Here is a 25,396-nt window from a genome sequence, read left to right as displayed (position 1 = left end):
AAACCACGGGTCGTCTGAACGGATGGACGCAGTCCCGTGTCTGCACTTTCCGCAACCAGCACGACATCGCCGTCTACAAAAAGGATGAACGGTCGGAGCGCGGCGAGTATACATTGCAGGAAACGGCTGCGAAGCTCGGCCTGCGGCCAATGACCGTGCTGCGCATGATCCGCGCCGGCGATCTGAAGGCCGAGCAGTATTGCAAGGGTACGCCCTGGATCATCCGTCATGAAGATATCGAGCAACTCGATATCCAGCACCATTCCGGCAGGAGCGGACACAGTCCATTATCACAATCACAGGATCAGCAGATCCAGCTTTTTCAATAACATAGCGAGGTGTGCATTATGTCGTGGGATCGGTGCCGCCGATCAGGATCAGATTACGTTTGGCCTCCGTGAAGGCGCCGGTGGCAAGCTCGCGGATGTGACCCTCGTCGATCATGGTGTCGTTGAAGACGAATCCGCCGAGGTCCTTGAGGACCGGGAACTTTGCGCCGCTGAGCCTGTAGTTGATCGATCGGGACTTGCGGTGCGTGATCTCGGCGCGGATCAGGCTTGCGAGCAGCGGGTAGAGTTCGTCGCGTCGGTTGAGGCCCTTTCCGGCGACCTCGTCGAAGCTCGCGCGCATTCCGTAGAGCTTGAGGCTGGTCATGGCCTCGATGATCTGGTGACGTTCCATCAGGCAGCTTCCCTCCGCTTTCTCAGATTGTCGTAACGGGCGCAGTCGGCGATCGGTTCGGCCTTGAGCTTAAGGCTGTCCGGCGTGATGATGCTGGGCGGGACCGGCTCATGCCGACGCCGCGCGAGGATCGCCGTGACCACGTCGCCGCTGGCGATCCCGGCCTCAAGCGCTTCCTCGCAGGCTTCGACAACCGCGCCGATGCCGACATCGGGAACATGGCCGAGGATCTTCACGAACTGCCGGTCGCCGTCGAACCGTTGCTGCAGCCTGGCCCGCATCTTCGCGAGCGGAGCGGGCAAAGCCCAATCCTTGAACGGAGCGCCGTTGCGCAGTGCACCGGGCTTGCGCATCAGGACCGGAAGGCAGTGCCACGGATCGTAGACGACTTGCTCCCGCTTGAAGCTGCGCGGATGATCGGCGACGACCGCGTCATCGAGAAGCACGACGATGCGGTCGGCATAGGCCCGCGCCAGAACCGCGCGGCCTGCGGCCTTGGCGTCGACGCTGTATTTGTTCCGGTCGTGCGAGATCAGACAGGTAGTTGTCGCCCGCATCGGCTTCTCGGCGAAGCCCGCGAAGGGGCCGCGATATTCGATAAGCTGGGCGCGCTCATCCTCGAACACATCCCAGACGGTCCGGTCCTTGAACTCCGGATGCTTCGCGCGACGCGCATAGGCGACACATTGATCGGCGAGCCAGGCGTTCAGCTCGTCCAACGATTTTACCTTCGGCCTCGGCCGGAACAGCAGGTCGCGGAGGGTGCCGACCTGGTTCTCGACCTGGCCCTTCTCCCAGCCGGCTGCCGGCGTGCAGGCCACCGGCTCGACCAGATGGTGAGAACAGAGCTGGAGGAAGCGGCGATTGTATTGCCGGGCGCGCCCGACGAAGATTGTCTCGACCGCCGTCTTCATGTTGTCATAGATCCCGCGCCGGCACGCTCCGCCATAGAAGGCAAAGGCGCGGTCGTGCGCGTCGAACACCATCTCCTGTGTCTCGCGGAAGTAGGCCTGAACGAACGGCATGCGGCTATGGGACAGCCGCATCTGCGCGACCTTCACCGTCAGCGGCAGACCGTGAAGCTCGATCCCTTCATGGCTCCAGTCGAACTGGTAGGCCTCGCCGGGATCGAAGCGAAGCGGGATGAAGGCATGCGCCGGCGCCCGGGCCCGATCGCTCCGCCATGCCTTCACGAACCGATGGATGCTGTCATGCGCGCCATCGTAGCCACGGCCGCGCAGTTCCTCGAACAGTCGTATCGTCGAGCGCCGCTCACGCCGCGGCAGCTTCTCTTCACGCTCCAGGATATCCGTCAGAACCACCAGCCATGGACCCAGCTTCGGCAGCGGCTGAACCTCGCGCTTGTAGCGGAACTCAGTCGCGCCAGACCGGATGACCTTGCGGACCGTGTCGCGCGCCACGCCGAGCTCGCGCGCAATCTGCTTGATCTTCTTGCCTCGGGAGAAAAACTCGAACCGGATCCGCGCAATCGTCTCCACAACCAACATCCCCAAACCCCTTCCCTCAAAAAGCGGGAAGGATCACCAGAACTGGAAAACAGGGGGCGAGGATTCGAAGCGAAATAACCCCCTCAGGGGACAACATTGCAGGCGATCTCACAGCCGGCAAGCTGCACGGCATCCACGTCACCGAAGCAAACATCAACTACCACGGTTCGATAACGCTCGACCCTGACCACTGCGAAGAAGCAGGGATCCTGCCCATGGAATTCGTGGAGATATGGAACAAGAATTCCGGGGCGCGGATTTCCACCTATGTCATTCTGGGCGAGCGCGGCTCACGATGCTGTATTCTAAACGGAACGGCGGCCCGCACTTGTCAGCCGGACGACCAGATCATTGTCTGCAACTCCATCTACCTGGACGAAGCGCATATCACCTCTCTGAAGCCGCGGATCGTTACGTTCGACCAGGACAACAACATACTCGACCGCCTGAGCTACTCCGTCGATTTCGACGCCGATGGCCGTTACAGTTTCTCCATCCTTGACGAAGCGAATGAAGCTTTCGCCATCCCTGCGCTGGTGTCCGGGGCGTGACATTTCCCTGCACGGTGTCGACTTCGTCGACAATGCCCCCGACATTGCTAACCGTTAGATTGGCCCATCTCGTATGTGTCCGGTTGACCGTTTGCCGACCCGCTCCAAGCCGATTTCCTGAAATTGGACACGCTGGCCTCATACAGTCAGAAATAACACAAAAAATGGTCCATACATTTCAGTGCGGACCTCGAAATGGCGATCAATGGCGCGCCTATCATCGTATAGCTGGAGTGTTCAAAGGCTGAACGGGAGAGATCGGCAACCGCCGACGCCGACGGAGCAACCCCCCAAGGAAACTCTCAGGCAAAAGTGACCGCACCGCCGAACGATCTGGAGAGAGACGCCACGCGCGTCCACCGAAGGGGAAAGCCGGTAGGTCCGGTTAAGCTCTCAGGTACCCGAGACAGATTTGGGGATTCGCTGCGAGCCAGGCTCGCACCCATTGCACTGTTCGGAGTTTAAATGCCTAAAATTGTTGTAATTGGCGCCGGAATTGCCGGTGTGTCGACAGCTTTTGCGTTGCTGGAGCAAGGCTACGAGGTGACCGTTGTTGAGCGGAGACGGTATGCCGCGATGGAAACGTCGTTCGCCAACGGTGGCCAGCTATCCGCAAGCAATGCCGAAGTCTGGAACCACTGGTCGACAGTGCTCAAGGGAATTAAGTGGATGCTTCGGCGGGATGCGCCGCTTCTCATGAACCCTACCCCGTCGTGGCACAAGTACAGCTGGCTGCTGGAATTCGTGTCCAATATTTCGCGATATCGCGAGAACACGATTGAAACGACCCGCCTGGCTATCGCGGCCCGTAAGCACCTCTTCGAGATCGCTGACCGCGAAGGCATCAACTTTGATCACGTCCGTCGGGGTATCCTGCATGTTTGCTGGGACAAAGCAGGCTTCTCCCACGCGTTGAAGGTGAACGAGATGCTGAACGAGGGTGGCCTCGACCGGCGTTCGATAACGCCCAGCGAACTTGCCGAGATTGAACCTGCATTACATGGCAATTTTTATGGAGGATTCTACACCCCGTCGGATTCTACCGGCGATATCCACAAATATTGCGCGGGCTTGGAGAAGGCCTGCACAAAGCGGGGCGCCCAATTCATCTATGACGCTGCGGTGAGCCGGATTGAACGCCGGGATCGCTTCCACCTCGTTTGCACAACTGGTGGCGCCGATCAGACGCTGGAAGCCGACGGCATTGTAGTCTGTGCGGGAACAAATAGTCGCGATATCGCTGCGATGTTCGGGGATCGCATCAACATTTATCCGGTGAAAGGCTATTCAATTACGGTGGAGTTGGACGGGTCTACGGCAGATTCCTCGGCGCCCTGGGTGAGCATTCTTGACGACCGCGCGAAAATCGTGACCAGCCGTCTCGGCGCTGCGCGTCTGCGCGTGGCAGGGACCGCAGAATTCAATGGTGTCAATTTCGACATCCGGGAAGATCGCATCAGACCTTTAGTCGACTGGACACGGATGATGTTCCCGAAAGTGGCAACTGAACACGTTGTGCCGTGGGCAGGGCTTCGACCGATGATGCCGAACATGATGCCGCGGGTCGGCAAAAGCCGGGTTCCGGGTGTCTTCTACAATACCGGTCACGGGCATCTAGGGTGGACGCTTTCAGCCGCAACATCGGCCATGCTGGCCACGGTTGTGGCTACGGATCTTCCGGTCGACGCTCGTTTGGCTGCGTAGAAGACCTCCCTGCTTTAACGCCCCGAGGAAACTTGAACATGACTAGTCTGACATTGGAAGTCGCCAATTCCATCATTAATAGGGCGTGCTCCACAGCAAGCGGAAAGGGTCTCAAGCCCTTGAGCGTTGCGGTTCTGGATGCTGGCGGCCACCTGGTCGCGTTCCAAAAGCAGGATGGGGCTTCAATGCTCCGCTTTGAACTTGCATTCGGCAAGGCTTACGGTGCTTTGGCCGTCGGTTTCGGTTCACGCTGGCTCGACACAGCATCAGCCGACCGACCGCACTTTGTAGCCGGCCTGACCGCCATATCAGGCGGCAAGATACTCCCCGTACCCGGGGGTGTCCTGGTGCGAGACAAGACCGGTCGGTTGCTTGGTGCGGTGGGCATTACTGGAGATACATCAGACAACGATGAAGCAGTGGCCGTGGAGGCAATCGAGATCGGCGGGTTGGATGCGCAGCCGGCCTGACTCAACCGAAGCGCGTGAAGCCCGTAGGTGAGAAACACAGATCCGTCGGCGGATCAGGCAGAATTGAAATAGCGTCTGCGCCTTCGGCGCGATTTTGAGATGTTTCGCGCACCGGGCGCCTTTAGGATGGTGCGCTGATGCCGGCTGCCACGGCTGAAAACGTCCGGACAAACAGGGTTGTAGAATGGATCAGGAAGCCTCCTCCGGCTTTGCGGTCAGTAAAATCAAAAAGGCCCTCAGCCTGGCCCTTGCGTTTCGTAACATCTGCAAGCGGCCGAAAAAGTTGCTTCCGATTAGTTGGCCTATTGATCCTCGGGCAGAGTTTGTGGCTGGAGGCCGGGATGCCCGGACATATGCGGCAACTCCCAACCCCTCGTCCTCACTCGCCTTAGAGGCCAGGGGCAGTGCGGGTATCGCTACCTACTGCACGCGCCGCGCTGGGTTGCAGTCGGATCAATCCAACGCCGTTCTCGATGTCGATTTGGGTGCCAAATGGCTCCGAGAGCTTCTGCAGCCGCTCCAGAATGGCTTTTCCTTGCTGGGCGGGAGCCAGACGCGGCACTCCCCGGTTGGCGAACCTGCTGGAGCGACGGAGCTCGATTGGATAGAGCCTCAGTTCGGCAAGCTGGTTCTGCTCAAAGCGGCTGACGGCGACAACGCTCTCATAATAGACCGCATCGGATTGCGGGCCTACAAACCCTTCTGGCGTCGGATATCCCTTGGCCACCTCGTCGACCGTTACCTCGGCGTCCGTATCGACCCGCGGATCCTTACCGTACACCTCGAACATGTCGGCGCCTACCGGCGTCCGAAGGTCCTGACAGAAGAAATTCCCCAAGCTGTAAAAGATAGGCCGGCCTTTGTAGATCTCGATGCCTCGCAACACATGGGGTCCGTGCACGACATACGCATCGGCGCCGGCATTAATAAGCTTACGCGCAAAGGCTTGTTCGTAATCGGGTGGCTCCTGGCTCCATCCCCCAGGTTCGTGTCCATGGTTCGTTGCAATGCAGAAGTCGGAGAACTGCTTGCCTTGACGAACATTGCGCTGGATACTGGCAACATCGCGGGTGTTAGGCTCAAAGCTGTAACCACCTTCGTTACCGGCTTTGAATGAGACCCCGGCCATCACCACCCTGGTGGGATCACTAGGCACTAGCGTACTATCGGGTAATGCATCACGAACTAGCCGTAGGTTATCCAGCATGTCAGCCGGTACGACAATGTTCTTCATCAAACGAAGTGCGTTGAGTCCGGGCCTACCCGGCGCCTCCCCAACTGGGTCGCAGGCACGAGACATGGGCTCGAACGTTGTTGTGAATGACACCAGTGCTACGCGACCGCGAGGGGTCTCCCAATAGCGAGCACCGCCGGCTTGCGCGAGATTCTCGCCGGCACCTGCGTGGATAATCCCGTTCTCTTCAAGGGCACGGCTCGTCTCGCGCATACCTTCGACGCCCCAGTCAAGCGTATGGTTATTCGCGCGACTAACCATATTGAAGCCCATCGCTTTCAAGTCAGGTCCGAGCTCGGGAGCGCTTATGCAATAGGCACCGCCGTACTCAGCCTGTGGGCATCCTTGAGACCGAGCATCCAAAATGTTCGTCTCCAAGTTGCCGAAAGTGACGTCGGCATCATGAAAGATTTTCAGGACATCGGCCAAGCCGGGATATTGGCCTTTTGTCACTGGCCGCGCCAAGAGAAGGTCTCCGACGGCCGCCATCGTGAAACCGTCTGCTACATTTGTTTCGATCGAACCGACCGTATCAAAGCCACCATCCCGCTGAATCGCAGGGTGACCATCTTTTTGATAATCCATATTTACTTCCTACTTTCCAGTGTATGTATTCAGCTGGTCCTATACTTGCGTTCCGATACTACAACCAGATCATCAGGCTGAGCCAACACGGGCGGGCGAATGATCGCCCAGCAGAGCCCGTTGAACTGGAGTGTCTGTGGCCGGAGCGCGCACATGGCAGGCCACAACGCGCCCGTCTGCCATTGGCACCAAAGGTGGCACTTCGATGCGGCAGCGCTCGACAGCGAGCGGGCAGCGCGGGTGGAACGCGCACCCAGTGGGCGGATTGATCGGGCTTGGTACCTCGCCCTCGAGGGGCGCCTCCAGCCGAACTCGCGTGGGATCCGGCACCGGAGCTGCCGCGATCAACGCCTCGGTGTAGGGATGGACCGGCTTGGCGAACAGCGCCTCGCACGGCGCAAGCTCAACGATCCGCCCCAGATACATGACCGCAACCCGATGGCCGATATGCTCCACGACGCCAAGGTCATGCGAGATGAAGACAAAGGCGATGCCCATCTGCTGCTGGAGATCCAGAAGCAGATTCAGAATCTGTGCCTGCACGGAGACGTCGAGGGCTGACACAGCTTCGTCGGCGATGATGAGTGAGGGGTTGAGCGACAGGGCGCGTGCAATGCCGAGCCGCTGGCGCTGACCGCCGGACAATTCGGACGGGAGCCTGTGCATCATCTCCGGCGACATTCCGACCTTTCGGAGAAGGTCCGCGGCAAGCGCCTGACGCTGGCTTCGGCCGAGGCGCTCGAAATTCTCGACGGGTTCGGTGATGATCTGTCCGGCCGTGAGACGCGGGTTCAGCGACGAGTAAGGATCCTGAAAGACCATCTGAATCCGACGGCGCCACGCGTGAAGCGCATGCTTCTTGAGGCCCGCAATATCGGTCCCGTCGATCAGCACCCGCCCGCCCGTCGGCGCTACGAGTCGCATCAAGATCCGCGCCACGGTGGACTTGCCGCAGCCGGATTCGCCGACGATGCAGAGCGTCTCGCCGGCCTCGACGGAAAAGGATACATCCTCCACCGCCCGGATCACCGGAATTGTCTTCTTCAAGAATCCCGCACCGAGCGGATAATGCTTGGTCAGATTCTCGACTTTCAGCAGAGGACCGTTCATGCGCCCATCACCTCTTCGGCACGCCAGCAAGCTGCGGCGTGGCTCGACCCGACATCACGCAGGGCGGGCGTCTTTTCGCGGCAAATGTCGATAGCGAACGGGCAGCGAGGCGCAAAGCTACAGCCGACAATGGGCTCGCGTAGACTTGGGACAATGCCGGGGATTTCCGGAAGGCGGCTCTGACGGCCCCGCCGCGGATCAGGCACCGATCGCATGAGGCCCTGAGTGTAGGGATGCGCCGGTCGCGCGAACAAATCTATCACGTTCGCTTGTTCTACGATCCGGCCAGCATACATGACGATCACGCGCTGGCATGTCTCGGCCACAACACCCAGATCGTGGGTGATGAACATCACGGCCGTTCCGGTGCGCTCTTTCAGATCGACGATGAGCCGCAGGATCTGCGCCTGGATGGTGACGTCGAGAGCCGTCGTCGGCTCGTCAGCGATCAACAGTTCTGGTGAGCAGGCGAGTGCCATGGCGATCATGGCGCGCTGGCGCATGCCGCCCGACATTTCGTGAGGATAGTTGCTGACGCGGCGCTCGGGGTCCGCGATGCGGACAAGACGGAGCATCTCTTCGGCCTTTGCCATCGCCATCGAGCGGGACGCTTTCGTGTGGATCTGGACCGCCTCTGCAATCTGGTGGCCGACCGTATAGACCGGGTTCAGGCTCGTCATCGGCTCCTGGAAGATCATGGCGATCTGGTCGCCGCGGATCTTTCGCATCTCGCGATCGGAGAGCTCAAGCAGGTCGCGTCCGTGAAAGCGGATCTCGCCGCCGACTGTCCTGGCGCTCACCTTCGGCAGCAGCCGAAGGATGGAAAGGGCAGTGACGCTCTTTCCGCAGCCGGATTCGCCCACGACGCCGAGCGTCTCGCCTTTTTTCACATGGAAGCTGATGCCGCCCAGGGCACGGGTGACGCTTTCTTCGCCGTAAAAGTGCGTCTCAAGGTCTTGAACGTCGAGGAGCACGTCGTTCCCTGCCTTTTGATGCATCTGCATATTTAGCGCCTCCGCTTCGCGCGGGGATCGAATAGGTCGCGCAAACCGTCCCCCAGCAAGTTGACCGCAAGGACCGTGATGGCAAGGCAGATACCCGGGGCAAAGATCGTCATTGGGGCGATGGCGAGATACAGGCGAGAACTGGCGATCATGTTGCCCCAGCTCGGGGTCTCGGGCGGCACGCCCACGCCGAGGAAGCTCAGCCCCGCCTCCGTCAGGATCGCGCTGGCGCAGACAGTAGCACCCTGGACCATCAGCGCAGGAATGGTGCTGGGCAGGATATGTCGCCACAGCACCCTCGGCAGGCGCGCACCGCCGCACAGCGCGGCCTCCACATAGGGACGCTCGCGAACACCCAGAACCACAGAACGAACCAGCCGCGCGACGGCCGGCGTCTCGGGGATCGCGATCGCGACGATGAGTATGCCGATTCCGGGACCTGTCAGAGAAATGAGCGCAATTGCCAGTAACAGCGTCGGAATCGACATGAGGCCGTCCATGACCCGCATGACGACGTTGTCGAAGCTGCGGCTGTAGCCGGCGATGATTCCAATCAGGAGGCCGGCCATGGCCGCGCACGCCGCCGACATCAATCCCACCATGAGCGAGATCCGGGCGCCGAAGATCGTTCGCGCGAACACGTCCCGGCCCAGATTGTCTCTTCCGAACCACATTTCGGCGGAAGGCGGCTGCAGGCGGGTGAAGGGATCCATGTTCACCGGATCGCCGGCGAAAAGCGGGGCGGCGAGCGCCAGAATGATCAGGAGCACCAGGAGGCCACCGCCTATCAGGACCAGCGGGTGCCGCCTTGCGAGACGGGGAACATCGGATAGCTGCAGCCGCCTCATCGGCACGGCTTCGACTGGTGCGGAGAGGAGCGTCATATCAATACCGGATCCGCGGATCAATCAGGGTGTAGGCCAGATCGACCGTGAGGTTGATAAGGACGTACAGACCCGAAGTCAGGATGAGCACGCTCTGAATGATGGGATAGTCGCGGTTGTTGATCGCATCCACGACCAGACGACCGATACCGGGTATGTTGAACACCGTTTCCGTAAGAACGACTCCGCCGATCAGATAAGCGAAGCTTATGCCGATCACCGTGAGGATCGGGACCCCCGCATTCTTCAAGGCATGGTGGAAAAGCATGGCATAGGACGAAGCGCCTTTTGCGGCGGCCGTTCGCATATAGTCTTCCGACAGGACCTCGAGCATGCTCGCCCGCGTGACTCGGGCGATGAATGCAATGTAGCCAAGACCCAAAGCCACGGTGGGCAGAATCAGGTGCACAAACCAAGGTCCGAGGCCACCATCGATCGGCACATATCCCTGGACCGGCAGCCAGTGCGTCCTGATAGCGAAGAAATATATCAAGAAATAGCCGATGACAAAGACTGGGACGGAATAACCAAGTGCGGAAAAGCCCGTGAGGAGCCGATCGACGAAGCCGCCAGTTCGCCACGCGGCAAGGATGCCGAAGGAGACCCCGACCGTCACCGAAAGGATCATCGTCAGGATCGACAGCGAAAGGGTCGGCTCAAGCCGCTGCGAGATCAGCTCGAGAACCGGTCGTCCGGCAAAGATCGAGGTGCCGAAATCGCCGCCGAGCATGCCCCGCACCCAACGTATGAACTGGACTGGCATAGGGTCGTTCAGGCCCAGTTGTTCGCGAATGCCGGCGATCATCTCCACCGTTGCCGACCTGCCGGCGATGATCGCCGCCGGGTCGCCGGGCGCAAGCCTGAGGAGCAGGAAGACGAAGATCCCGACCATCGCCATGACGGCGATGGTCGACACGATCCTGCGAAGGATGTAGGGCACTGCGCTCAAGCCTTCTGCATGTTCCAAAACGGGATCCAGGACGGCACGCCAATGAGGCCAGTGAGCGACTTGCGGCGCGCGATTGGCACGACTTGCTGGCCTATCAATACCTGGGGCACATAGTCCCACCATATTCGCTGCATCTCGCGAGCCAGGGCCTTGCGCTCTTCGAGCGTTTCGAGATCGGCCCATTTGTTCCGAAGAGCCTCATACTCGTCATTTTGGGGCCAACCGTACCAAGCACTTTCGCCATTCATGGGCAGAATGACTTCGGTGATAACGTTGCCGATGATCGCTTCCGGTTCGGTCGTTATAAAGATGTTCCAGCCGCCGTTCTCAACAGAGTCCTTTTTCGCCCGGCGGGCGACAAGCCCACCCCAGTCGCTTGGCGCGAGCTCGGCATTGACCCCGATCTTCCGCAATGTGGCTGCCAGAAGCTGAGCGCCATTGCTGCTCTCCGCCCAGTCCGTGGGCTGCAGGATGACGACTTTCTCGCCGGCATATCCCGCTTCCTTGAACAGTTGCCTCGCCTTTTCCGGATCGCCGCCCTTTTTGAACCATCCCGTATTTTCATCATTGGAAACCGGGGTTTCGTTTCCAAACATCGAAGTGACGGTGCGGAAGTATTTTGGGTCGCCATACGCGGCCCGCAACATCGCCTCCTGATCGATCAGGTAAAGCATCGCTTGGCGTGCTTTCACATTGTCGAACGGCTTTTGCAGACAGTTCATGCGCATGAACATGTCCTGGCCCGTCTTGTCCAGAACTTGCAGTTCAAGGTTGGGATCGCTCTCGATCAATGCGAAAAGATCGACAGGTGGTGTCCAAAGGAAGTCGGTCTCACCTGCTTGCAAGGCCGCTACGGCAGTCTGCTGATCGCTAATATTTTGCCAGATGACACGATCGACTTTTACGATTTTCCCCCCAGCCAATCCGTCGGGCGCCTCGTCGCGGGGCACGTATTGTTCATTACGGTCGTAGGTGAAGCTCGCGCCCGGCTTGGCGAAAGCGTGATTGAACTTGAACGGCCCCGATCCGATATTGTCGGTTACCTGCTCCGTTGGGGGAAGATTCGCGTCCTTCTCGCGCATGATGAACGGGCCTTGGAAAGCCAGGATGTTAGGCAGAACCCCCAAGGGCTCCTTGAGCGCGATTGTAAAGGTCTTGTCATCCCTTTTCGAGATATCCTTGGCCCGCGCCATGAGCAACTGTCCGCCGGGAGCCACTTGCGCCCAGCGACGGATCGAGGCTACACAGTCCGCCGCCGTAACGGAGGTGCCGTCGTGCCAGCCAAGACCATCCCGCAGCTCGAACGTATAGGTCTTCTTGTCGTCGGATACGCCCCACTTGCCCACCATCTGCGGGTGCGGCCCGAACTTGGAATCGGTCCCGAACAGCGTATCGTAAATCGCTAAGGCATGGGTGACGGTACCGTCGGATGTTGTAACCACCGGATCGAAGGCGCTGAGTTTGCCCAGCGCCATGCGAACGATCCGCGCGTCGGATGGCGACGCCGTCTGCGCCCGCAGCACCGAAGGGATCGATAAAGCCGCTCCAGCGGCGATGCCCGCCTTGAAGAGATTGCGTCGAGAAATCGTCATCTTTCAGTTCCCCTTTTTTGATCCGCGGCGGTTAACCGCGCTTATTGGGTCTTGTCGATCTCATGATCGAAGGATTTACATCGAAGGATTTACCTGCCGTATCTCACAAATCCGATTAAGGCAGCCTAGGAACATTAGCACCGGTGAGAGGGGAGCTGCGTCAAAATGCACAGATTGCTGAAATGCGAGCCGCAAAAAGCGGGGTAGTTTGAAATGCATCGCCGCACCGTCTGCTTCGGTCAGCCACCACACATCCCTACCGGGAAAAGCCGGCATGGCAAGGGACGCTTCTAACGTGCTAGACGAGGCTTTTAACCCCGGAGGTACGCCTCGACCTATACCCTGCAGCAGGGCCGCGCCGTCGGTTCTCCAGGTTACATAGATCGGACCTCGTTCTCGCGGCCACCCTCCAGTTCTGGCGGGGCAGCAATCGTTCGGCGGATGCCCGGTTGGGGCGACGGCCGGAGGCGATGCGGTCGTACCGAATGACCGCCGCAGGGCGGGGTTCTCCGCGTCGGTTGCCGACAGGTTATCTCGCTCGGGAAGAGGCAAACTTCACGTCAGGCCGACACGTCGATTACGTCGGTCGCAGTACGATGGGCGATCAAACTTTGGGGACAGTGGTGAGACGATATAACCGCCGGCTGGGACTCTATTCACAGCGAGCCTGGGAATAACCAACCACGCAGCCCTCAATTGCACTGAAAGGCGGCAGAACTGGGAAGTTTTTGCCGTCAGCCAACTGGCGGAACAGTCAGTCTGCGTCAGCGGCCGAGGTTCGAACTCCTGCGGCGAGCCGGATCGAGGAAGATGGGGTTCCTCAGCAAACGCAAGGTCAGCGGCGAAACGGATTTGCTCTGCAACCCCTCCATACTCATTTTGCGAGCGGCGCCTTGGGTCTACCGGTCCGATCACTAGCCATCTTCGCTACAATGGCGCTTGGGCAGATGGCACCATCGTTGTTGCCGCAGCCTAGAAGAATGAGGACTGGCCTCACTACTTCAATCTGGCTTCAATTTTAGACAGGCAAAGCCGTCTCGACCAGCTTCACCCAATAGCCGATCCCGTAAGACAAGGCCTCATCATCGAAATCAAAGGCCGGGTTATGACAGTCAGCGGTCGGCCCATTACCAAGCAGAATGTAGGCTCCCGGCCGCGCCTCAAGCATATAAGCGAAGTCTTCTGCGCCCAGACTTACTTTGACCGCATCGTTCACGGATGCGAACCCCACGAGATCTTGTGCCGCCGTGATCGCCAGCTTGGTTTGTTCAGAATGGTTGATGGTAGGTGGAACGGAACGAAGGTACTTGAACTCAACATCCGCACCGAATCCGCGCGCGATACCTTGGGCGACGGCCAACATTTCTTGTTCGGCAAAGTCCCTCAGACCGGGTAAAAGAGTCCTGACGGTTCCGGAGATTTCAACGTGATCGGGAATGATGTTGTAAGCCTGTGCCGCACTCAACTTCGTAACCGAAATCACCAGTGATTCCAGGGGGTCTGTCTTACGCGAGACCAAGCACTGCAGACCAAGGATGATCTGTGCGGCAATGACAACGGGATCGATGGTACGGTGCGGCCCTGCCGCATGACCGCCCTTGCCCTTAACGACGATATCAAAGTCGTCCTGCGAGCCCATGATTGGTCCGGGGCAGATGCCGAATTTTCCGATATCAATACCTGGGTAGATATGCATGCCAAAGACTTGAGATATACCGAATCGGTCCATGATTCCTTCCTGTACCATCCTGAAGCCGCCCGATGGGAATTCTGGCTCTTCTGCCGGCTGGAAGATCAAGGCGACGGAGCCTTTGAAGTTGCGCGTAGTCGCAAGATATTTTGCGGCGCCTAGCAGCATGGCGGTGTGGCCATCATGGCCGCATGCATGCATTATGCCCGGGTTTTTCGAGGACCAGGGTTTATTTGACGCCTCAACGATTGGCAGAGCATCCATGTCCGCCCTCAGTCCGATCGTGGGGCCATCTCCGCCTTCGCCCTGAATCAGTGCGACGATGCCGGTCTCAGCTATTCCCGTCTCGATATGATTGATGCCGAACGATGCCAGCTTTTCGGTCACGAACTTCGCTGTGTTATGTTCCTGAAAGTCGAGTTCTGGATTTTCGTGGAGGTAGCGGCGCCACTCGGTTGCCTCGCGCTGCAGATCCCGGAAAGTTTCAACGTTGTGCATGTGTGATTCCCAATTTACGCTTCGCAAGAGAATGTCGTGTAAGGCTCAGTGTTTTCGCGCCCGACCCGGACATAACGGCAATCGATCGTGAATCCCTTTGGCATCGACGGTGGTGCTGCTTCATGTTCAACATCCGATGACGCCCATTTCCCTGCCCACCTCCGTGAAGGCCTCGACGGCACGGTCCACGTCCGCACTCGAATGTGCGGCAGACATCTGCGTGCGGATGCGCGCCTGGCCCATCGGCACCACAGGGAAGGAGAAGCCGATCACATAGATGAGGCGCTGGAGCATCTTCTCGGCCATCTGCTGCGCCAGGCTCGCGTCGCCCAACATCACAGGAATTATCGGATGGTTCGCGCCAGCCAGCGTGAAGCCCGCCTTCGACATCTTCGTGCGGAAGCGGTCGGCATTGGCGAAAAGCCTTTCGCGCAGCGCACCCCCTCGTTCGATTAGCTCGAATGCTCGGATCGAAGCGGCAGCAATCGCGGGCATCAGGGTGTTGGAAAAGAGATAGGGCCGGGAGCGCTGACGGAGCCAATCCACCACTTCGCGCTTGCCCGATACATAGCCGCCGGAAGCCCCGCCAAGCGCCTTGCCAAGCGTCCCAGTAATGATATCCACCCTGCCTTCAACGCCGCAATATTCTACCGATCCGCGGCCGTTCTTGCCTACAAAGCCGACCGCATGGCTGTCGTCCACCATAACCATGCCGCCGTATTTTTCCGCGAGGTCGCATATGCCTTTGAGATTGGCGATGGTGCCGTCCATCGAAAACACACCGTCGGTGGCGATCAGCCTAAAGCGGGAGTCCTTCGCTTCCTGCAATCGCGCCTCGAGATCGGCCATGTCGTTGTTGGCGTAGCGGAATCGTGTGGCCTTCGACAGCCGAACCCCATCGATGATTGAGGCGTGATTAAGCGCATCGGAGATGATCGCGTCTTGCTCATCAAGCAGCGTCTCAAACAGGCCACCATTGGCGTCGAAGCACGAAGAATAGAGGATTGTATCCTCCATGCCGAGGAAGCGCGAGATCGTCGCCTCGAGCTGCTTGTGTTCTTCCTGCGTGCCGCAGATGAAGCGCACGGATGCCATGCCGTATCCATAACGGTCGAGGGCCTGTTTTGCCGCCTCACTCAGTTCCCTGCTATCTGCGAGACCTAAATAATTGTTGGCGCAGAAATTCAGAACGTTGCTGCCGTCCGCGAGTTCGATGTCGGACGACTGCATCGAGGTGATGACGCGCTCGGACTTGTATAGACCGGCCATCTTCAGGCTTTCGAGTTCCATCGACAAATGGGAAATGAAGTTGGCGGTCATCGGCCACTCCGCTGAATTGGAATTTGGTGATTACAGACGTTACGGGCGCAAAACCCGGTGACGGTAAGCCGCGGCACGGCGAAGAGCGATCTCCGTTATTTTACTGCGCAAACGGTGCTTCTAAAACCAACGCTGCTGTAGCCAGTCCAATGATCTGTGCGCCTGACAATGCTCGTCGACCCCTCACCAACTCGCTCGGCAAACCACTGTCGCATGGCTAGGTTACGACTACGGAATAGGCGACAGCAGTCGACCATGCCGGATCATCGTGCTTTTGCCAGTAGAGATCCATGAGCCGACGCGTGATGGACCCGACGTGTCCATTGGCGATCGCAGCGTCGTCGATGCGGGTCACGGGCATGATGCCGCCGGCAGTCGAGGTGATGAACACCTCATCAGCTGCCTTGATCTCGGCGCGGCTGATATCACCGGCCGTGGCCGAAAGCCCAATCTCGGCGCAAAGGTCGAACACGGTTCGGCGCGTGATGCCGGGCAACACCCCAAAAGCGGGTGTTCTAAGGGATCCGTCCTTTACAACGAACACATTGAAGCCAGGTCCCTCCGCAACGTGGCCCTTCGTATCTAGGATCAGTGCTGTCTCTGCCCCCATGTCGTAGGCATCGAACAGGCCCTTCACGAGATCGAGCCAATGATAGTTCTTGATCGAGGGATCGATTGAATTGGGCGGAATGCGAACAGTCTCGCTGATCGCGACGTGCAAGCCTCTTTCCATCTGCTCCTTGTTGGCAACCGAACCAAAGGGGACAGCAAACGCGATGAAGCGGTTCTCCGCCTGGCGGGGATCGCGGCTGAATGTCGGCGACGAACCGCGCGTGCAAATCATCTCCACGTACGCCGATCTGTGCCCCGACAAAGCGACACAATTTTTCAGGATCGACTCTATTGTCTCCCGATCATAGGGCAGCTTCATTCGAAGCCGTTCCATACCCCCGAAGAAGCGGTCAAGATGCAATTCCAATCGGAAGAACCTGCCATTCCAGACGTGCACCGTGTCGTAAGTGGCGTCCGAGTGCAGAAACCCCCAATCGAGCACGGAGATCTTGGCCTGGGACATCGGAAGGTATTGCCCATCCATGAAAACTACCCCGTCAGGATAGCGGCGCCGGTCCACGTGATGCTCGTCCACAACTGGAAGCGCGGATAAGACCTGTGTCATCGGGGGTGCCATTCTTTTTCCTCGCACTGGGACAGTTGCTTTTGCCGCGTCGAACGATCTGGCGTCTCACGCCGTCCCGACGCAGCATCGACTGCGCCCCTTAGATCGCACGTCTCTCCAGTCGAAAAAGTTCAATCTGACGGTGCGCACGCAACGGCGGTTTCAAAACACTGCCCGGCGTGATGGCTTCAGCGCAACCCGCCGAACTCTACACCGTTACCCGCGGCTCGAACTTGACACGATCAAGCGCAATCATGCTCTTAAATTTTCGGACATTAGGATTGGTATAGAGCTTTGTCTTGACGAAAACGTCAAAGGCCTCGACGTCCTCAACGGCCACGATCAGGACAAAGTCGGCGTCGCCCGTAACCATGTAGCACTGAGTAACCTCTTTGGCCGCGCGCATCGCGCGCTTGAAATCGTCGACGAGGTCAAGACGCTCCCGGTCCAACTCCACCGTGACAATAACGGTGAGCGATTTGCCGACAGCTTTCGGATCCACCAGCGAGATGTCCGCAACGATCACGCCATCCGAACGAAGCTTGTTCACTCGACGCATGCATGACGCTGCCGAGGAACCGACCAATTCTGCAAGTTCGGCAAATGAGAGCCGGTTGTTCTTTTGTAGAGCCGTAAGGATCCGTCGATCTAGATCATCCATGGAATAATGCTGCCAATGATTGCAACTTCAATAATCGTCGGAAGTGACGCTACAATTATTGCAGTTTGCCCTGCAAATTGAAATAAGCAAATCAATCTTGACCCTCTGACCGCAAGAATTAGCCCGTCTTATTCGAGAGCGGCTTGGTTCCTTTGCCACGAAGCGCGGGGACGTGAAGGTGTGAGGCGTCTTTTTCACCGCGGCTGCGGCTGCAGGTGGAGGGTGATCGCTCGGAACAGGCTGGCCTCGGGACAGGCTGCGGCGAAGGCCAGGCGGATGCTCGAGACGGTTTCGATGACGCGGGCGCCGAGCTTGAGGAGCCTGAGCCGGAGCGTGGCGAATTCGGGTTTGCTGAGATGAGGGTTCCGGGCACCGCCTCGCGCAGGGTGAGCATCAGCCAGTAGGCGGCGGTGTGCAGCCGATCTCACTAGCTCGGCAGGCACGATGACCATGAACGTGCTGAATGCCGTCGCACAGTTCGAGCGGGATTTTATTGATCGAGCGGACGCATTCCGCCCTCAAGCGTGCCAAGACGGAAGGCAAGGTTCTCGGCCGCCCCTCGACCCTCAATGACAAGCAGAGGCAGGACGTGCGCGACGATCTGGCAGCGGGAATGAGTATTTCCGCCGCTGCAAGGAAGTTCGCGACGAGCCGGCAAACCATCATGCGGATCCGCGATGAGGATCGCTCTCCTTTGGGGGGCCCGGGAGGCGACCAGCGACGAACATTTGAGCACGCCGGAAGCTCCTCTCCTTATTCGCCCCTGGCGATCACGGCTGCTGATGGCGCCCCGTCTCCGCTAAGCTGGCCCTCTTCTGCTTTTGGAATTTGCGGTGAGATCAATGCCAACTCTGCGACGATTTCCGCTGTCACAGATGACAACGTCCGGCCAAGATGCCCATGGCCGGTGTTGTAGAAAACGTTTGGGCGTTTTCCGCGCCGCACTCGCGGCATCATGTTTGGCATCATGGGTCTGAGACCACTCCACGGCACAACCCGCGATGTCGACACGCCGGGAAAGAGCCGTTCAACCCAATCTGTTAGTCCCTATGATTGCTGGGCCTGGGGTGGCCCGGCATCCGATATGCAATGGTACGAGGGTTGAGCCGGCTGGCCGGCGCAGAGCCTCATGCATAGGAGACGGGCCACATGGAACATATCAGCTTTGTCGGTTTAGATATTCACAAGCAACGGATTTCGGTCGCGGTGGCGGAGAGCGGAAGCTCCGGCACGGTGGAATATCTCGGCGAGATTACCAGCGACCCTGATGCCATCAGCAAGCTGTGCGACCGTCTCGGCATTCCGGCAAGCCGCTGGCGTTTTGCTATGAGGCTGGCCCGTGCGGCTATGGCGTTCATCGCCAACTCACAAGCCTCGGCCATCGATGCGACGTGGTGGCGCCGTCGCTGTATCCGAGGAAGCCCGGCGATCGGGTGAAGACGAACCGCCGCGACGCCACCATGCTCGCCCGCCTCAATCGGGCCGGAGAGTTGACGCCCGTGTGGGTGCCCGACGCCGAACGAAGCCATGCGCGACCTGGTACGGCTACGCAGCGTCGTACGACAGGTGGTGACGCGAGCGCGCCAACATCTTCAGGGATTTCTGCTGCGTCACGGACGCAAGCACGAGCGTGGGACGGCCTGGCGAATGGCTTACCGGCGATGGCTTTCGACATTGGCCTTCGAACACCCCGCTCAGCAGATCGCATTTCAGGATTACGTCGATGCCGTCATGGATGCGGAACGGCGCCTGCAGCAGGTCGAGGAACAGATACTCAGCCTGCTCCCGGAATGGAACCAGCGCCCGGTGGTTGATGCCTTGCAGGCAATGCGCGGGATCGCGCTGATCAATGCGGTGGTGCTGGTCGCGGAGGTCGGCGACTTCACACGCTTCTCCAATCCACGCCAGCTCATGGCCTATTTCGGCCTGGTCCCTGGCGAGCAATCGAGTGGCGAGACCGTCTGGCGCGGCGGCATCACCAAGACCGGCAACACCCATGCCCGGCGCGCGCTGGTCGAGGGCGCCTGGGCTTACAGGATCAGGCCGCGCATCGGGCCGGCACAAGGTCGACCGGATCGAGGCGCTGCCAAAAGTCGTTCGTGATATCGGGTGGAAGGCGCAAGTTCGGCTGTGCACCGATATCGTCGGCTGAGCGCGCGCGGCAAGAACGCCAACGTCGTCGTTGCCGCCATCGCACGCGAGATGGTGGGCTTCATCTGGTCGATCGCTTGCACGGTTCAATCCGCGCCAAAGGCGGCGTGACCGCTATTTTACAGACAGCCAGCAGAGGAGATCGCAAAACCCCGATCAGCCTCGGCGCGATATGCGGCGCTGGAGGCGGGACAATGCCGGGGAGCCCTCGTCACCACTATGAGCCTCGATGCTCGCCATCTAGACAGAGGCAGCTCCAAACGAAACAAGGTCATGCGGCCCGACCCGCGGATGAGAGATTGTTGACCGACGTTCAAGTCCCGCCTCTTGCACGTCATATCCGCCGTACAAGTGCCTCGACCGCCAATCGGGTTCGGCGGGCCAATTTCTACGCCAAGGGCCGTTGTCAGCAATCATGAGAGTGGTTTTACCCGTCTCATCCTGATCGTCGCGCTATATCCTGATGATTTTCCGCCAACGCCAACCTCTTTTTGATGCAATCATTGCGCGATGGCCTTCATTTTGAAGGTCCTGCGCTCAGGTAATACTGCCAAATATATGCGCGGGCCGCTTCGAACCGCGCTGCCGGAACGTCAGGACCCCCTAGCTGGGAAAGCGTGGAATGGAAGATATCGCCCAGCCGGTGACCACTGCGTCGCCGCGATCCGAGACCGAAGGACTCACCCCGGATACCCTTGTCTACGGGTTCACGGTCGCTGAAAATGCACGGATCTCACCGGGCGGGACTCATATCATGTACACGTTGGCGCGAACCGACCGAGGCACCGGCGCGAGGTGGGCGCAGTTGTGGACCGCCGACGTCGACGGCGCCAATCCGCGCCAACTCACCACGGGCGGGCGAGTCAGCGATGGCGGCGTCTGGTCGCCGGACGGGACACGGATCGCGTTCGTGTCCGACAGGATCGCAGATCGGGGCGGCCCCGCCAGGTACGGCCTCTACGTGCTTCCGGTCGGAGGCGGCGAGGTCCAGGAACTAGCCGGGCACCGGGCGCCGATCAGCGGCCTCGCCTGGTCCCCCGAGGGCGGGTCTCTAGCCTACACAACACTCTTTGATCCTGACGACCCTGACGAGGCCGGCCTTCCAGGAGGTGTACTGCCCCCTGTCCGGGTGACCCGGCGAATCGACTATAAGCAGGACGGTCGCGGGTACCTCGGCGACGTGCGGCTGCAACTGTTCGTCATCGACGTCGAGACGAGGGAACGGCGGATACTAACCCGCGAACCGTTCGACCACTACGACCCGGCTTGGTCTCCCGACGCGCGCACAGTCGCAGTCAGGGTGACCGTGCTGAACGAGATGCGGAGCTACCTTGGGCTAGTCGACGTGGCCACCGGCAGCATCGAGCCATTTGGCCCGACGGAGGGTGTCATCGATCAGTGGGCCTGGTCTCCAGACGGTCGGCGGATCTTCCTGGCCGGCGACGATCTGTGTACCGCACAGACGGACTTCTTCTTGCTGGAAGTCGCCCGCGGCGAACTGACCCGGCTCACCCACGAATTGGCAATCCTGGCCGCCCCCAAAAGGCTGGGACCGCCGTCGCAGCCGGTCTGGCTAGAGGACGACCGGGTGCTAGTGCATGCGATACACAAAGGGGCCAGCGGGTTGTACATCGTAGACGTGGCGTCTGGCGCCTACGACGCAGTGGCGCGGTGGACCGCGACGAACGCCGGGCTGAGCGTGGACGACCGGCAGCGCTATGCGGTGCAGGTGCAAAGCAGCTTGAACTCCCTCGGCGAGATCGTGGTCACTGATCTGGTCAGTGGTGAGTCGAGAACGGTGACCGCGAACAGCGCCTCCAGTCTGGTCAACTGGCCTGCTGCCGAGTGGGAGCGCATAGACGTCGCGCACGGCGGGGTGACAATCGAGGCTTGGCTGCTGTTCCCACCTGGCTTCAACCCAGCTCGGCGCTACCCGTTGGTGCTGGACGTGCACGGGGGCCCGCAGAACTATTACGGCTACGACTTCGACGTCACACAGCAGGCGTTGGCCGCCGCCGGGTTTCTGGTCGTCTTCTGTAACCCGAGCGGTTCCACTTCGTACGGACGGGAGTTCACTCAGCGGGTCGTTAGGGATTGGGGCGGAAAGCCCTTCGCGGAGCTGATGGGTGTGGTTGACGCGGTGCTCGAACGGCCGTACGCGGACCCAGACCGGACCGGCATCCTCGGGTATTCCTACGGTGGCTACATGACAGCGTGGACGATCGGGCAGACCAACAGGTTCGCCGCGGCAGTGTGTGGCGCGCCGGACTTCGACCTGACCTCAATGTGGGGGACCAGCGACATCGGCCACGTTTACTTCCCTCAGCAGTGCGGCGGCGACCCGCACGAGGTCCCGGACTCGTACCGGGATCATTCGCCCTCGACGTATGCGCACCGGGCAACCACTCCGACGCTGATCATTCACGGGGAGGCCGATGAGAGGTGCCCGATCGGGCAGAGCGAGGAGATGTTCGTAGCCCTGACCCGGGCTGGTTGCGAGACCGAGTTCGTGCGGTATCCGGCATGCGCCCACGGATTCCGGAGGACGGGGCCGCCTGCCTACCTTGTCGACTACCTGACCCGGGTGACGGACTGGTTCCGCACTCACCTGGGTGAGGCGCGGTAAGCGGTCGCCTAAGCCTCGATCCACCGATTGGCCGAGTTTGAGCGTGGTGCGCTGAGACCCGACCGTGGATTCTACGTGGCGCGATTGGCTAGCCTCACTGCAGGTAGTTCCACGTGGGTTTTGTGCGGCTAACGTTTCAGCAGTCTACGAGTTTTGACGCGAGGGCTCCATTCCTGGGTGCTAGTATTTGGAAAAATCACCGGTCAATCAGGCGATAAAAGAAAGGGCAGTCAAGTCCGTCAATGTTGCTATCGACAAGAGGCAAGCGCGGGTCAACCACCAGTGTCTAAAAAAGGGGAACTGAAAATGACGATTTCTCGACGCAATCTCTTCAAAGCGGGCATGGCCGCTGGAGCGGCTTTATCGATCCCTTCCGTCCTGCGGGCGCAGACGGCGCCAGCCGACGCGCGGACTGTTCGCATGGCGCTGGGTGGCCTCCAAATCTTCGATCCGGTTTTGACCACGTCCACCGATACCGGCAGCCATGCCTTGGCCATATACGATACGCTGTTCGGGATCGATTCGAAGTTCGCTCCGCAGCCGCAGATGGTGGAAAAGTGGAACATTTCCGACGACAAGAAGACCTATACGTTCCAGCTGCGAGATGGTCTTGGCTGGCACGATGGCACCTCCGTTACGGCGGCGGACTGTGTAGCCTCGATCCGTCGCTGGGCACAGGTGACCCCCGGCGGGCAGCTGCTCATGGAGCGCGCCAGCAACATCTCGAAGAGGGACGACAAGACCTTCGCGGTCGCACTCAAAGAGCCACTGGGTGTTCTGCTCGACCTCCTGGCTTTCCAGGGCCCATTCATCATGCGCGAGAAAGACGCGAATAGGCCAGCAACCGAGCAGGTGACGGCGAACATCGGATCGGGGCCGTTCAAGTTTAACCAGGCTCTTGCCAAGCCGGGCGCGAGCTTCACCTATGACCGCAACGAAAAATATGTACCACGCAGCGAGCCGGCCGACGGATTTGCCGGCGGGAAGATCGTCAAGGTCGATCGTGTCATCTGGGACAATATCGCGGATCCACAGACTGCCTTGGCGGCCTTGCAAGCGGGCGAGATTGACTTCGTTTGGACGGCGCCGGCCGATCTTTTTGCAGTGATCGAGAGCGATCCCAACCTTGCACTGCAAGCTCTGGATAAGACGGGCGAGGACATGTTCGTACGCATAAACTGTCTGCAGAAGCCGTTCGACAATGTGAAGGCGCGTCAGGCGCTGCTTCACCTGGTGGATCAGGAGTCTATGTTGCGCGCCGCATTTGGCGAATCGAAATACGTCAACACCGTTACTTCGATGTTTGGGAACGAAACGCCGGTGTCCAACGACGAAAATACGGGATGGTTCAAAAAGGGCGGCGATCCCGAAAAAGCTAAGGAACTTTTCAAGGAGGCGGGATATGCTGGCGAGAAGGTCGTCATTCTTCAGGCCACGGACAGTGCTTTGTTCTCCAATGCTTCGGAGCTTCTGGCAGCCACATTGCGGAAGATTGGAGTCAATGCCGAGCTTGCGCCAAGCGACTGGGGCGGGCTTGTCGCGCGCCGCAAGAACAAGGGCTCCATTGTGGACGGTGGCTGGAGCCTATTCATCTCCAGTGACGCTGAAGCAACCACCGGCCAGGTTGTCAGTGCGGTCACCTTGCCGATGAACGGCGAACAAGCTTGGTACGGCTGGCCGCAAAACGACGAATATGAGGCGCTTCGGGCCAAATGGGCAGATCTCGAAACACTCGAAGAGCGTAAGGCTCTGGCCCGCGAAATGCAGCAAATATGGTGGGACTACGTGCCCCAGGTTCTGGCAGGTCAATATGTCGCGCCGAGTGCGCGCCGAAAGACTCTCACCGGCTTTATCGAGATGCCGGCGCTCATAGCGATGTGGAACATGAAGAAGGGCTGAGGACGGTGGCGGCTTACGTCCTTCGCAGATTGGGTTCGACCATCGCCATGACGGCGATGGTCGAAGTCTTCGTCTCCGAGCGCGGCGGTCCGGCACAGTTCAATCGCCGTCATGACACGGGGCTGGGCGGTCGACAGCGACGCGTCATGCTGTGCGCGATAGGCTTCGCCGTAGCAGCGGAATATCCGCCACTTCCTGCCCCGAGCGGGCCATTGCCGCGCCGCTCAGAAGTATGGCGGCTTGGCGGGCAGCGCCACGGTGGGCGCCGGACGCGGCAAGAGCTCGAAGGGGCTCGAGGTGGCGCAGACTTTGTTGGTGGCGATCCGCAGGTAATGGGCGGTGGTCGCGAGGCTGCGGTGACCGAGCAGCAGTTGAATGGTGCGCACGTCGGCGCCGGCCTCCAACAGATGGGACGGCGAAGGCGTGACGCAAACTGTGTGGCGTGACCGGTTTGGACAATCCGGAGAGGTCGCGCGCTTTCGCGCAGGCTTGTCCCACCGCACTGCTGGTGATCGGCTGGCCGGCGCGATCGCCGGGGAAGAGCCACACCTTTGGCCGCCGCATCTTCCAATAGTTGCGCAGGATCTCCAGCAGCTTGGGCGACAGCATCACATAGCGGTCCTTCTGGCCTTTGCCTGCTCGATGCGGATGACCATTCTCTGGCTGTCGATGCCCGTGGGCTTCAGCTGAACCGCTTCCGAGATGCGCAAGCCGGCGGCATAACACGTGGTCAGGATGGCGTGGTGTTTGACGTCGAGGACGCAACCGAGGAACCGCTGAACTTCCTCGGGACTGAGGACGATCGGCAGCTTCTGCGGCTTCTTGGGAAGCGGCAGCACCTCTTCAGGCGTGTCCCAGAGGGTGCTCCCCTCGCCCTTGTCCATCGCAATCGGAAAAGGCTGATAATAGAGCACGAAGCGGTGTTGCCACCCTTCTAGGATGCCCAGCGATGAAGCGGTTCCTCGCGTCTAGGAGGCACGATTCAAGTCTGCTGTCGATTCTGGGGCTGCCCACATCTAAAAATCTCTACTCTACGCGTCGTGATCGCGCATCGCGTATTGAGGCGTGCTGCTCTCACGGTTGTGCAGGACCTGATGGGCCC

18 protein-coding genes, 6 pseudogenes and 1 riboswitch are annotated in these 25,396 nt (G+C 59.7%); of the genes and pseudogenes, 8 read left to right on the top strand and 16 right to left on the bottom strand.

Annotated elements, in window-relative coordinates; genetic code table 11:
- A partial coding sequence (locus NKI70_RS25945) for a helix-turn-helix domain-containing protein (RefSeq protein WP_352725271.1) occupies window positions 1-329 on the top strand: 329 nt, incomplete at its 5' end.
- 16 nt (window positions 330-345) lie between these two features.
- Here NKI70_RS25945 and NKI70_RS25940 read toward each other — a convergent pair.
- Together NKI70_RS25940 and istA are read right to left on the bottom strand one after the other, a co-directional pair.
- Window positions 346-681, bottom strand: a complete 336-nt coding sequence (locus tag NKI70_RS25940) for an ATP-binding protein (RefSeq protein WP_352725269.1) — start codon at window positions 679-681, stop codon at window positions 346-348.
- A complete protein-coding gene (gene istA, locus NKI70_RS25935) occupies window positions 681-2,189 on the bottom strand; it encodes an IS21 family transposase (protein WP_352725267.1) in 1,509 nt (502 codons plus the stop codon). The genes NKI70_RS25940 and istA overlap by 1 nt, the downstream gene beginning before the upstream one ends.
- A 95-nt stretch (window positions 2,190-2,284) precedes the next feature.
- Between istA and panD the strand changes: the two genes are divergently transcribed.
- The 3 genes from panD (at window position 2,285) to NKI70_RS25920 (ending at window position 4,914) form a co-directional block, all read left to right on the top strand.
- On the top strand, window positions 2,285-2,740 hold the full coding sequence (gene panD / locus NKI70_RS25930; protein ID WP_352725287.1) for an aspartate 1-decarboxylase: 456 nt from the start codon (window positions 2,285-2,287) through the stop codon (window positions 2,738-2,740).
- A gap of 239 nt (window positions 2,741-2,979) precedes the next feature.
- Window positions 2,980-3,069, top strand: a riboswitch (glycine riboswitch).
- A gap of 136 nt (window positions 3,070-3,205) precedes the next feature.
- Entirely contained in the window at window positions 3,206-4,444 is a 1,239-nt protein-coding gene (locus tag NKI70_RS25925; RefSeq protein ID WP_352725265.1) for a D-amino acid dehydrogenase, read from the top strand.
- Window positions 4,445-4,482: 38 nt separating this feature from the next.
- Window positions 4,483-4,914: a GlcG/HbpS family heme-binding protein gene (locus tag NKI70_RS25920; protein ID WP_352725263.1), complete on the top strand. Its 432-nt coding sequence runs from the start codon at window positions 4,483-4,485 to the stop codon at window positions 4,912-4,914.
- Between the two features lie 388 nt (window positions 4,915-5,302).
- Here NKI70_RS25920 and NKI70_RS25915 read toward each other — a convergent pair whose 3' ends face one another.
- The 11 genes and pseudogenes from NKI70_RS25915 to NKI70_RS25865 form a co-directional block, all read right to left on the bottom strand.
- Complete coding sequence (locus NKI70_RS25915) at window positions 5,303-6,733, bottom strand: CapA family protein (RefSeq protein WP_352725261.1); 1,431 nt, start codon at window positions 6,731-6,733, stop codon at window positions 5,303-5,305.
- 72 nt (window positions 6,734-6,805) lie between these two features.
- The gene (locus NKI70_RS25910; protein ID WP_352725285.1) at window positions 6,806-7,843 is read right to left on the bottom strand and encodes an ABC transporter ATP-binding protein; all 1,038 of its coding nucleotides are present in this window, start codon (window positions 7,841-7,843) and stop codon (window positions 6,806-6,808) included.
- On the bottom strand, window positions 7,840-8,847 hold the full coding sequence (locus NKI70_RS25905) for an ABC transporter ATP-binding protein (protein ID WP_352725260.1): 1,008 nt from the start codon (window positions 8,845-8,847) through the stop codon (window positions 7,840-7,842). The genes NKI70_RS25910 and NKI70_RS25905 overlap by 4 nt, the downstream gene beginning before the upstream one ends.
- Before the next feature lie 2 nt (window positions 8,848-8,849).
- On the bottom strand, window positions 8,850-9,731 hold the full coding sequence (locus NKI70_RS25900; protein ID WP_352725259.1) for an ABC transporter permease: 882 nt from the start codon (window positions 9,729-9,731) through the stop codon (window positions 8,850-8,852).
- Window position 9,732: 1 nt separating this feature from the next.
- Entirely contained in the window at window positions 9,733-10,671 is a 939-nt protein-coding gene (locus NKI70_RS25895; protein ID WP_352725283.1) for an ABC transporter permease, read from the bottom strand.
- A gap of 5 nt (window positions 10,672-10,676) precedes the next feature.
- A complete protein-coding gene (locus NKI70_RS25890) occupies window positions 10,677-12,272 on the bottom strand; it encodes an ABC transporter substrate-binding protein (protein ID WP_352725257.1) in 1,596 nt (531 codons plus the stop codon).
- A gap of 1,018 nt (window positions 12,273-13,290) precedes the next feature.
- Entirely contained in the window at window positions 13,291-14,460 is a 1,170-nt protein-coding gene (locus tag NKI70_RS25885; RefSeq protein WP_352725255.1) for a M20 aminoacylase family protein, read from the bottom strand.
- Between the two features lie 126 nt (window positions 14,461-14,586).
- The gene (locus NKI70_RS25880) at window positions 14,587-15,780 is read right to left on the bottom strand and encodes a glycine C-acetyltransferase (RefSeq protein WP_352725253.1); all 1,194 of its coding nucleotides are present in this window, start codon (window positions 15,778-15,780) and stop codon (window positions 14,587-14,589) included.
- Between the two features lie 217 nt (window positions 15,781-15,997).
- Window positions 15,998-16,969 (bottom strand): aminotransferase class IV, encoded by a 972-nt coding sequence (locus NKI70_RS25875; RefSeq protein WP_502898935.1) that lies wholly within the window; start codon window positions 16,967-16,969, stop codon window positions 15,998-16,000.
- A gap of 196 nt (window positions 16,970-17,165) precedes the next feature.
- Window positions 17,166-17,618, bottom strand: coding sequence for an Lrp/AsnC family transcriptional regulator (locus tag NKI70_RS25870; RefSeq protein ID WP_352725251.1), 453 nt, complete (start codon window positions 17,616-17,618; stop codon window positions 17,166-17,168).
- Between the two features lie 194 nt (window positions 17,619-17,812).
- Window positions 17,813-18,036: pseudogene (locus NKI70_RS25865) on the bottom strand (transposase); the annotation flags it as partial.
- Between NKI70_RS25865 and NKI70_RS25860 the strand changes: the two are divergent.
- Window positions 18,036-18,300, top strand: a pseudogene (locus NKI70_RS25860) (recombinase family protein); the annotation flags it as partial. The pseudogenes NKI70_RS25865 and NKI70_RS25860 overlap by 1 nt on opposite strands.
- Window positions 18,301-18,371: 71 nt before the next feature.
- On the opposite strand, the pseudogene NKI70_RS25855 reads toward NKI70_RS25860, so the two are convergent.
- Window positions 18,372-18,662: pseudogene (locus NKI70_RS25855) on the bottom strand (FAD-dependent oxidoreductase); the annotation flags it as partial.
- A 105-nt stretch (window positions 18,663-18,767) separates the two neighbouring features.
- Between NKI70_RS25855 and NKI70_RS25850 the strand changes: the two are divergent.
- From NKI70_RS25850 to NKI70_RS25840, 3 genes and pseudogenes are all read left to right on the top strand, one after another.
- Window positions 18,768-19,880 (top strand): annotated as a pseudogene (locus tag NKI70_RS25850) (IS110 family RNA-guided transposase).
- A 511-nt stretch (window positions 19,881-20,391) separates the two neighbouring features.
- Complete coding sequence (locus NKI70_RS25845) at window positions 20,392-22,395, top strand: S9 family peptidase (protein WP_352725249.1); 2,004 nt, start codon at window positions 20,392-20,394, stop codon at window positions 22,393-22,395.
- A 306-nt stretch (window positions 22,396-22,701) separates the two neighbouring features.
- Window positions 22,702-24,294, top strand: a complete 1,593-nt coding sequence (locus tag NKI70_RS25840) for an ABC transporter substrate-binding protein (protein WP_352725247.1) — start codon at window positions 22,702-22,704, stop codon at window positions 24,292-24,294.
- Window positions 24,295-24,368: 74 nt separating this feature from the next.
- On the opposite strand, the pseudogene NKI70_RS25835 reads toward NKI70_RS25840, so the two are convergent.
- Both NKI70_RS25835 and NKI70_RS25830 read right to left on the bottom strand, forming a co-directional pair.
- Window positions 24,369-24,507: pseudogene (locus NKI70_RS25835) on the bottom strand (IS91 family transposase); the annotation flags it as partial.
- 11 nt (window positions 24,508-24,518) lie between these two features.
- A pseudogene (locus NKI70_RS25830) lies at window positions 24,519-25,178 on the bottom strand (tyrosine-type recombinase/integrase).
- Window positions 25,179-25,396 lie beyond the last annotated feature (218 nt).

The sequence above is a fragment of the Mesorhizobium sp. M0500 genome (assembly GCF_040321165.1).
Lineage (GTDB): Bacteria > Pseudomonadota > Alphaproteobacteria > Rhizobiales > Rhizobiaceae > Mesorhizobium.
The sequence above is the reverse complement of the archived record's forward strand: the minus strand, read 5'-3'. Positions and strand labels throughout refer to the sequence as shown.

What these genes read in the sequence shown, in the direction of transcription:
- NKI70_RS25920 (WP_352725263.1), top strand. Translation starts at nt 4,483, where the DNA reads ATGACTAGTCTGACATTGGAAGTCGCCAATTCCATCATTAATAGGGCG.
- NKI70_RS25910 (WP_352725285.1), bottom strand. Translation starts at nt 7,843, where the DNA reads ATGAACGGTCCTCTGCTGAAAGTCGAGAATCTGACCAAGCATTATCCG.
- NKI70_RS25915 (WP_352725261.1), bottom strand. Translation starts at nt 6,733, where the DNA reads ATGGATTATCAAAAAGATGGTCACCCTGCGATTCAGCGGGATGGTGGC.
- NKI70_RS25925 (WP_352725265.1), top strand. Translation starts at nt 3,206, where the DNA reads ATGCCTAAAATTGTTGTAATTGGCGCCGGAATTGCCGGTGTGTCGACA.
- NKI70_RS25885 (WP_352725255.1), bottom strand. Translation starts at nt 14,460, where the DNA reads ATGCACAACGTTGAAACTTTCCGGGATCTGCAGCGCGAGGCAACCGAG.
- NKI70_RS25870 (WP_352725251.1), bottom strand. Translation starts at nt 17,618, where the DNA reads ATGGATGATCTAGATCGACGGATCCTTACGGCTCTACAAAAGAACAAC.
- NKI70_RS25905 (WP_352725260.1), bottom strand. Translation starts at nt 8,847, where the DNA reads ATGCAGATGCATCAAAAGGCAGGGAACGACGTGCTCCTCGACGTTCAA.
- NKI70_RS25875 (WP_502898935.1), bottom strand. Translation starts at nt 16,969, where the DNA reads ATGGCACCCCCGATGACACAGGTCTTATCCGCGCTTCCAGTTGTGGAC.
- istA (WP_352725267.1), bottom strand. Translation starts at nt 2,189, where the DNA reads ATGTTGGTTGTGGAGACGATTGCGCGGATCCGGTTCGAGTTTTTCTCC.
- NKI70_RS25840 (WP_352725247.1), top strand. Translation starts at nt 22,702, where the DNA reads ATGACGATTTCTCGACGCAATCTCTTCAAAGCGGGCATGGCCGCTGGA.
- NKI70_RS25890 (WP_352725257.1), bottom strand. Translation starts at nt 12,272, where the DNA reads ATGACGATTTCTCGACGCAATCTCTTCAAGGCGGGCATCGCCGCTGGA.
- NKI70_RS25880 (WP_352725253.1), bottom strand. Translation starts at nt 15,780, where the DNA reads ATGACCGCCAACTTCATTTCCCATTTGTCGATGGAACTCGAAAGCCTG.
- NKI70_RS25845 (WP_352725249.1), top strand. Translation starts at nt 20,392, where the DNA reads ATGGAAGATATCGCCCAGCCGGTGACCACTGCGTCGCCGCGATCCGAG.
- NKI70_RS25900 (WP_352725259.1), bottom strand. Translation starts at nt 9,731, where the DNA reads ATGACGCTCCTCTCCGCACCAGTCGAAGCCGTGCCGATGAGGCGGCTG.
- NKI70_RS25940 (WP_352725269.1), bottom strand. Translation starts at nt 681, where the DNA reads ATGGAACGTCACCAGATCATCGAGGCCATGACCAGCCTCAAGCTCTAC.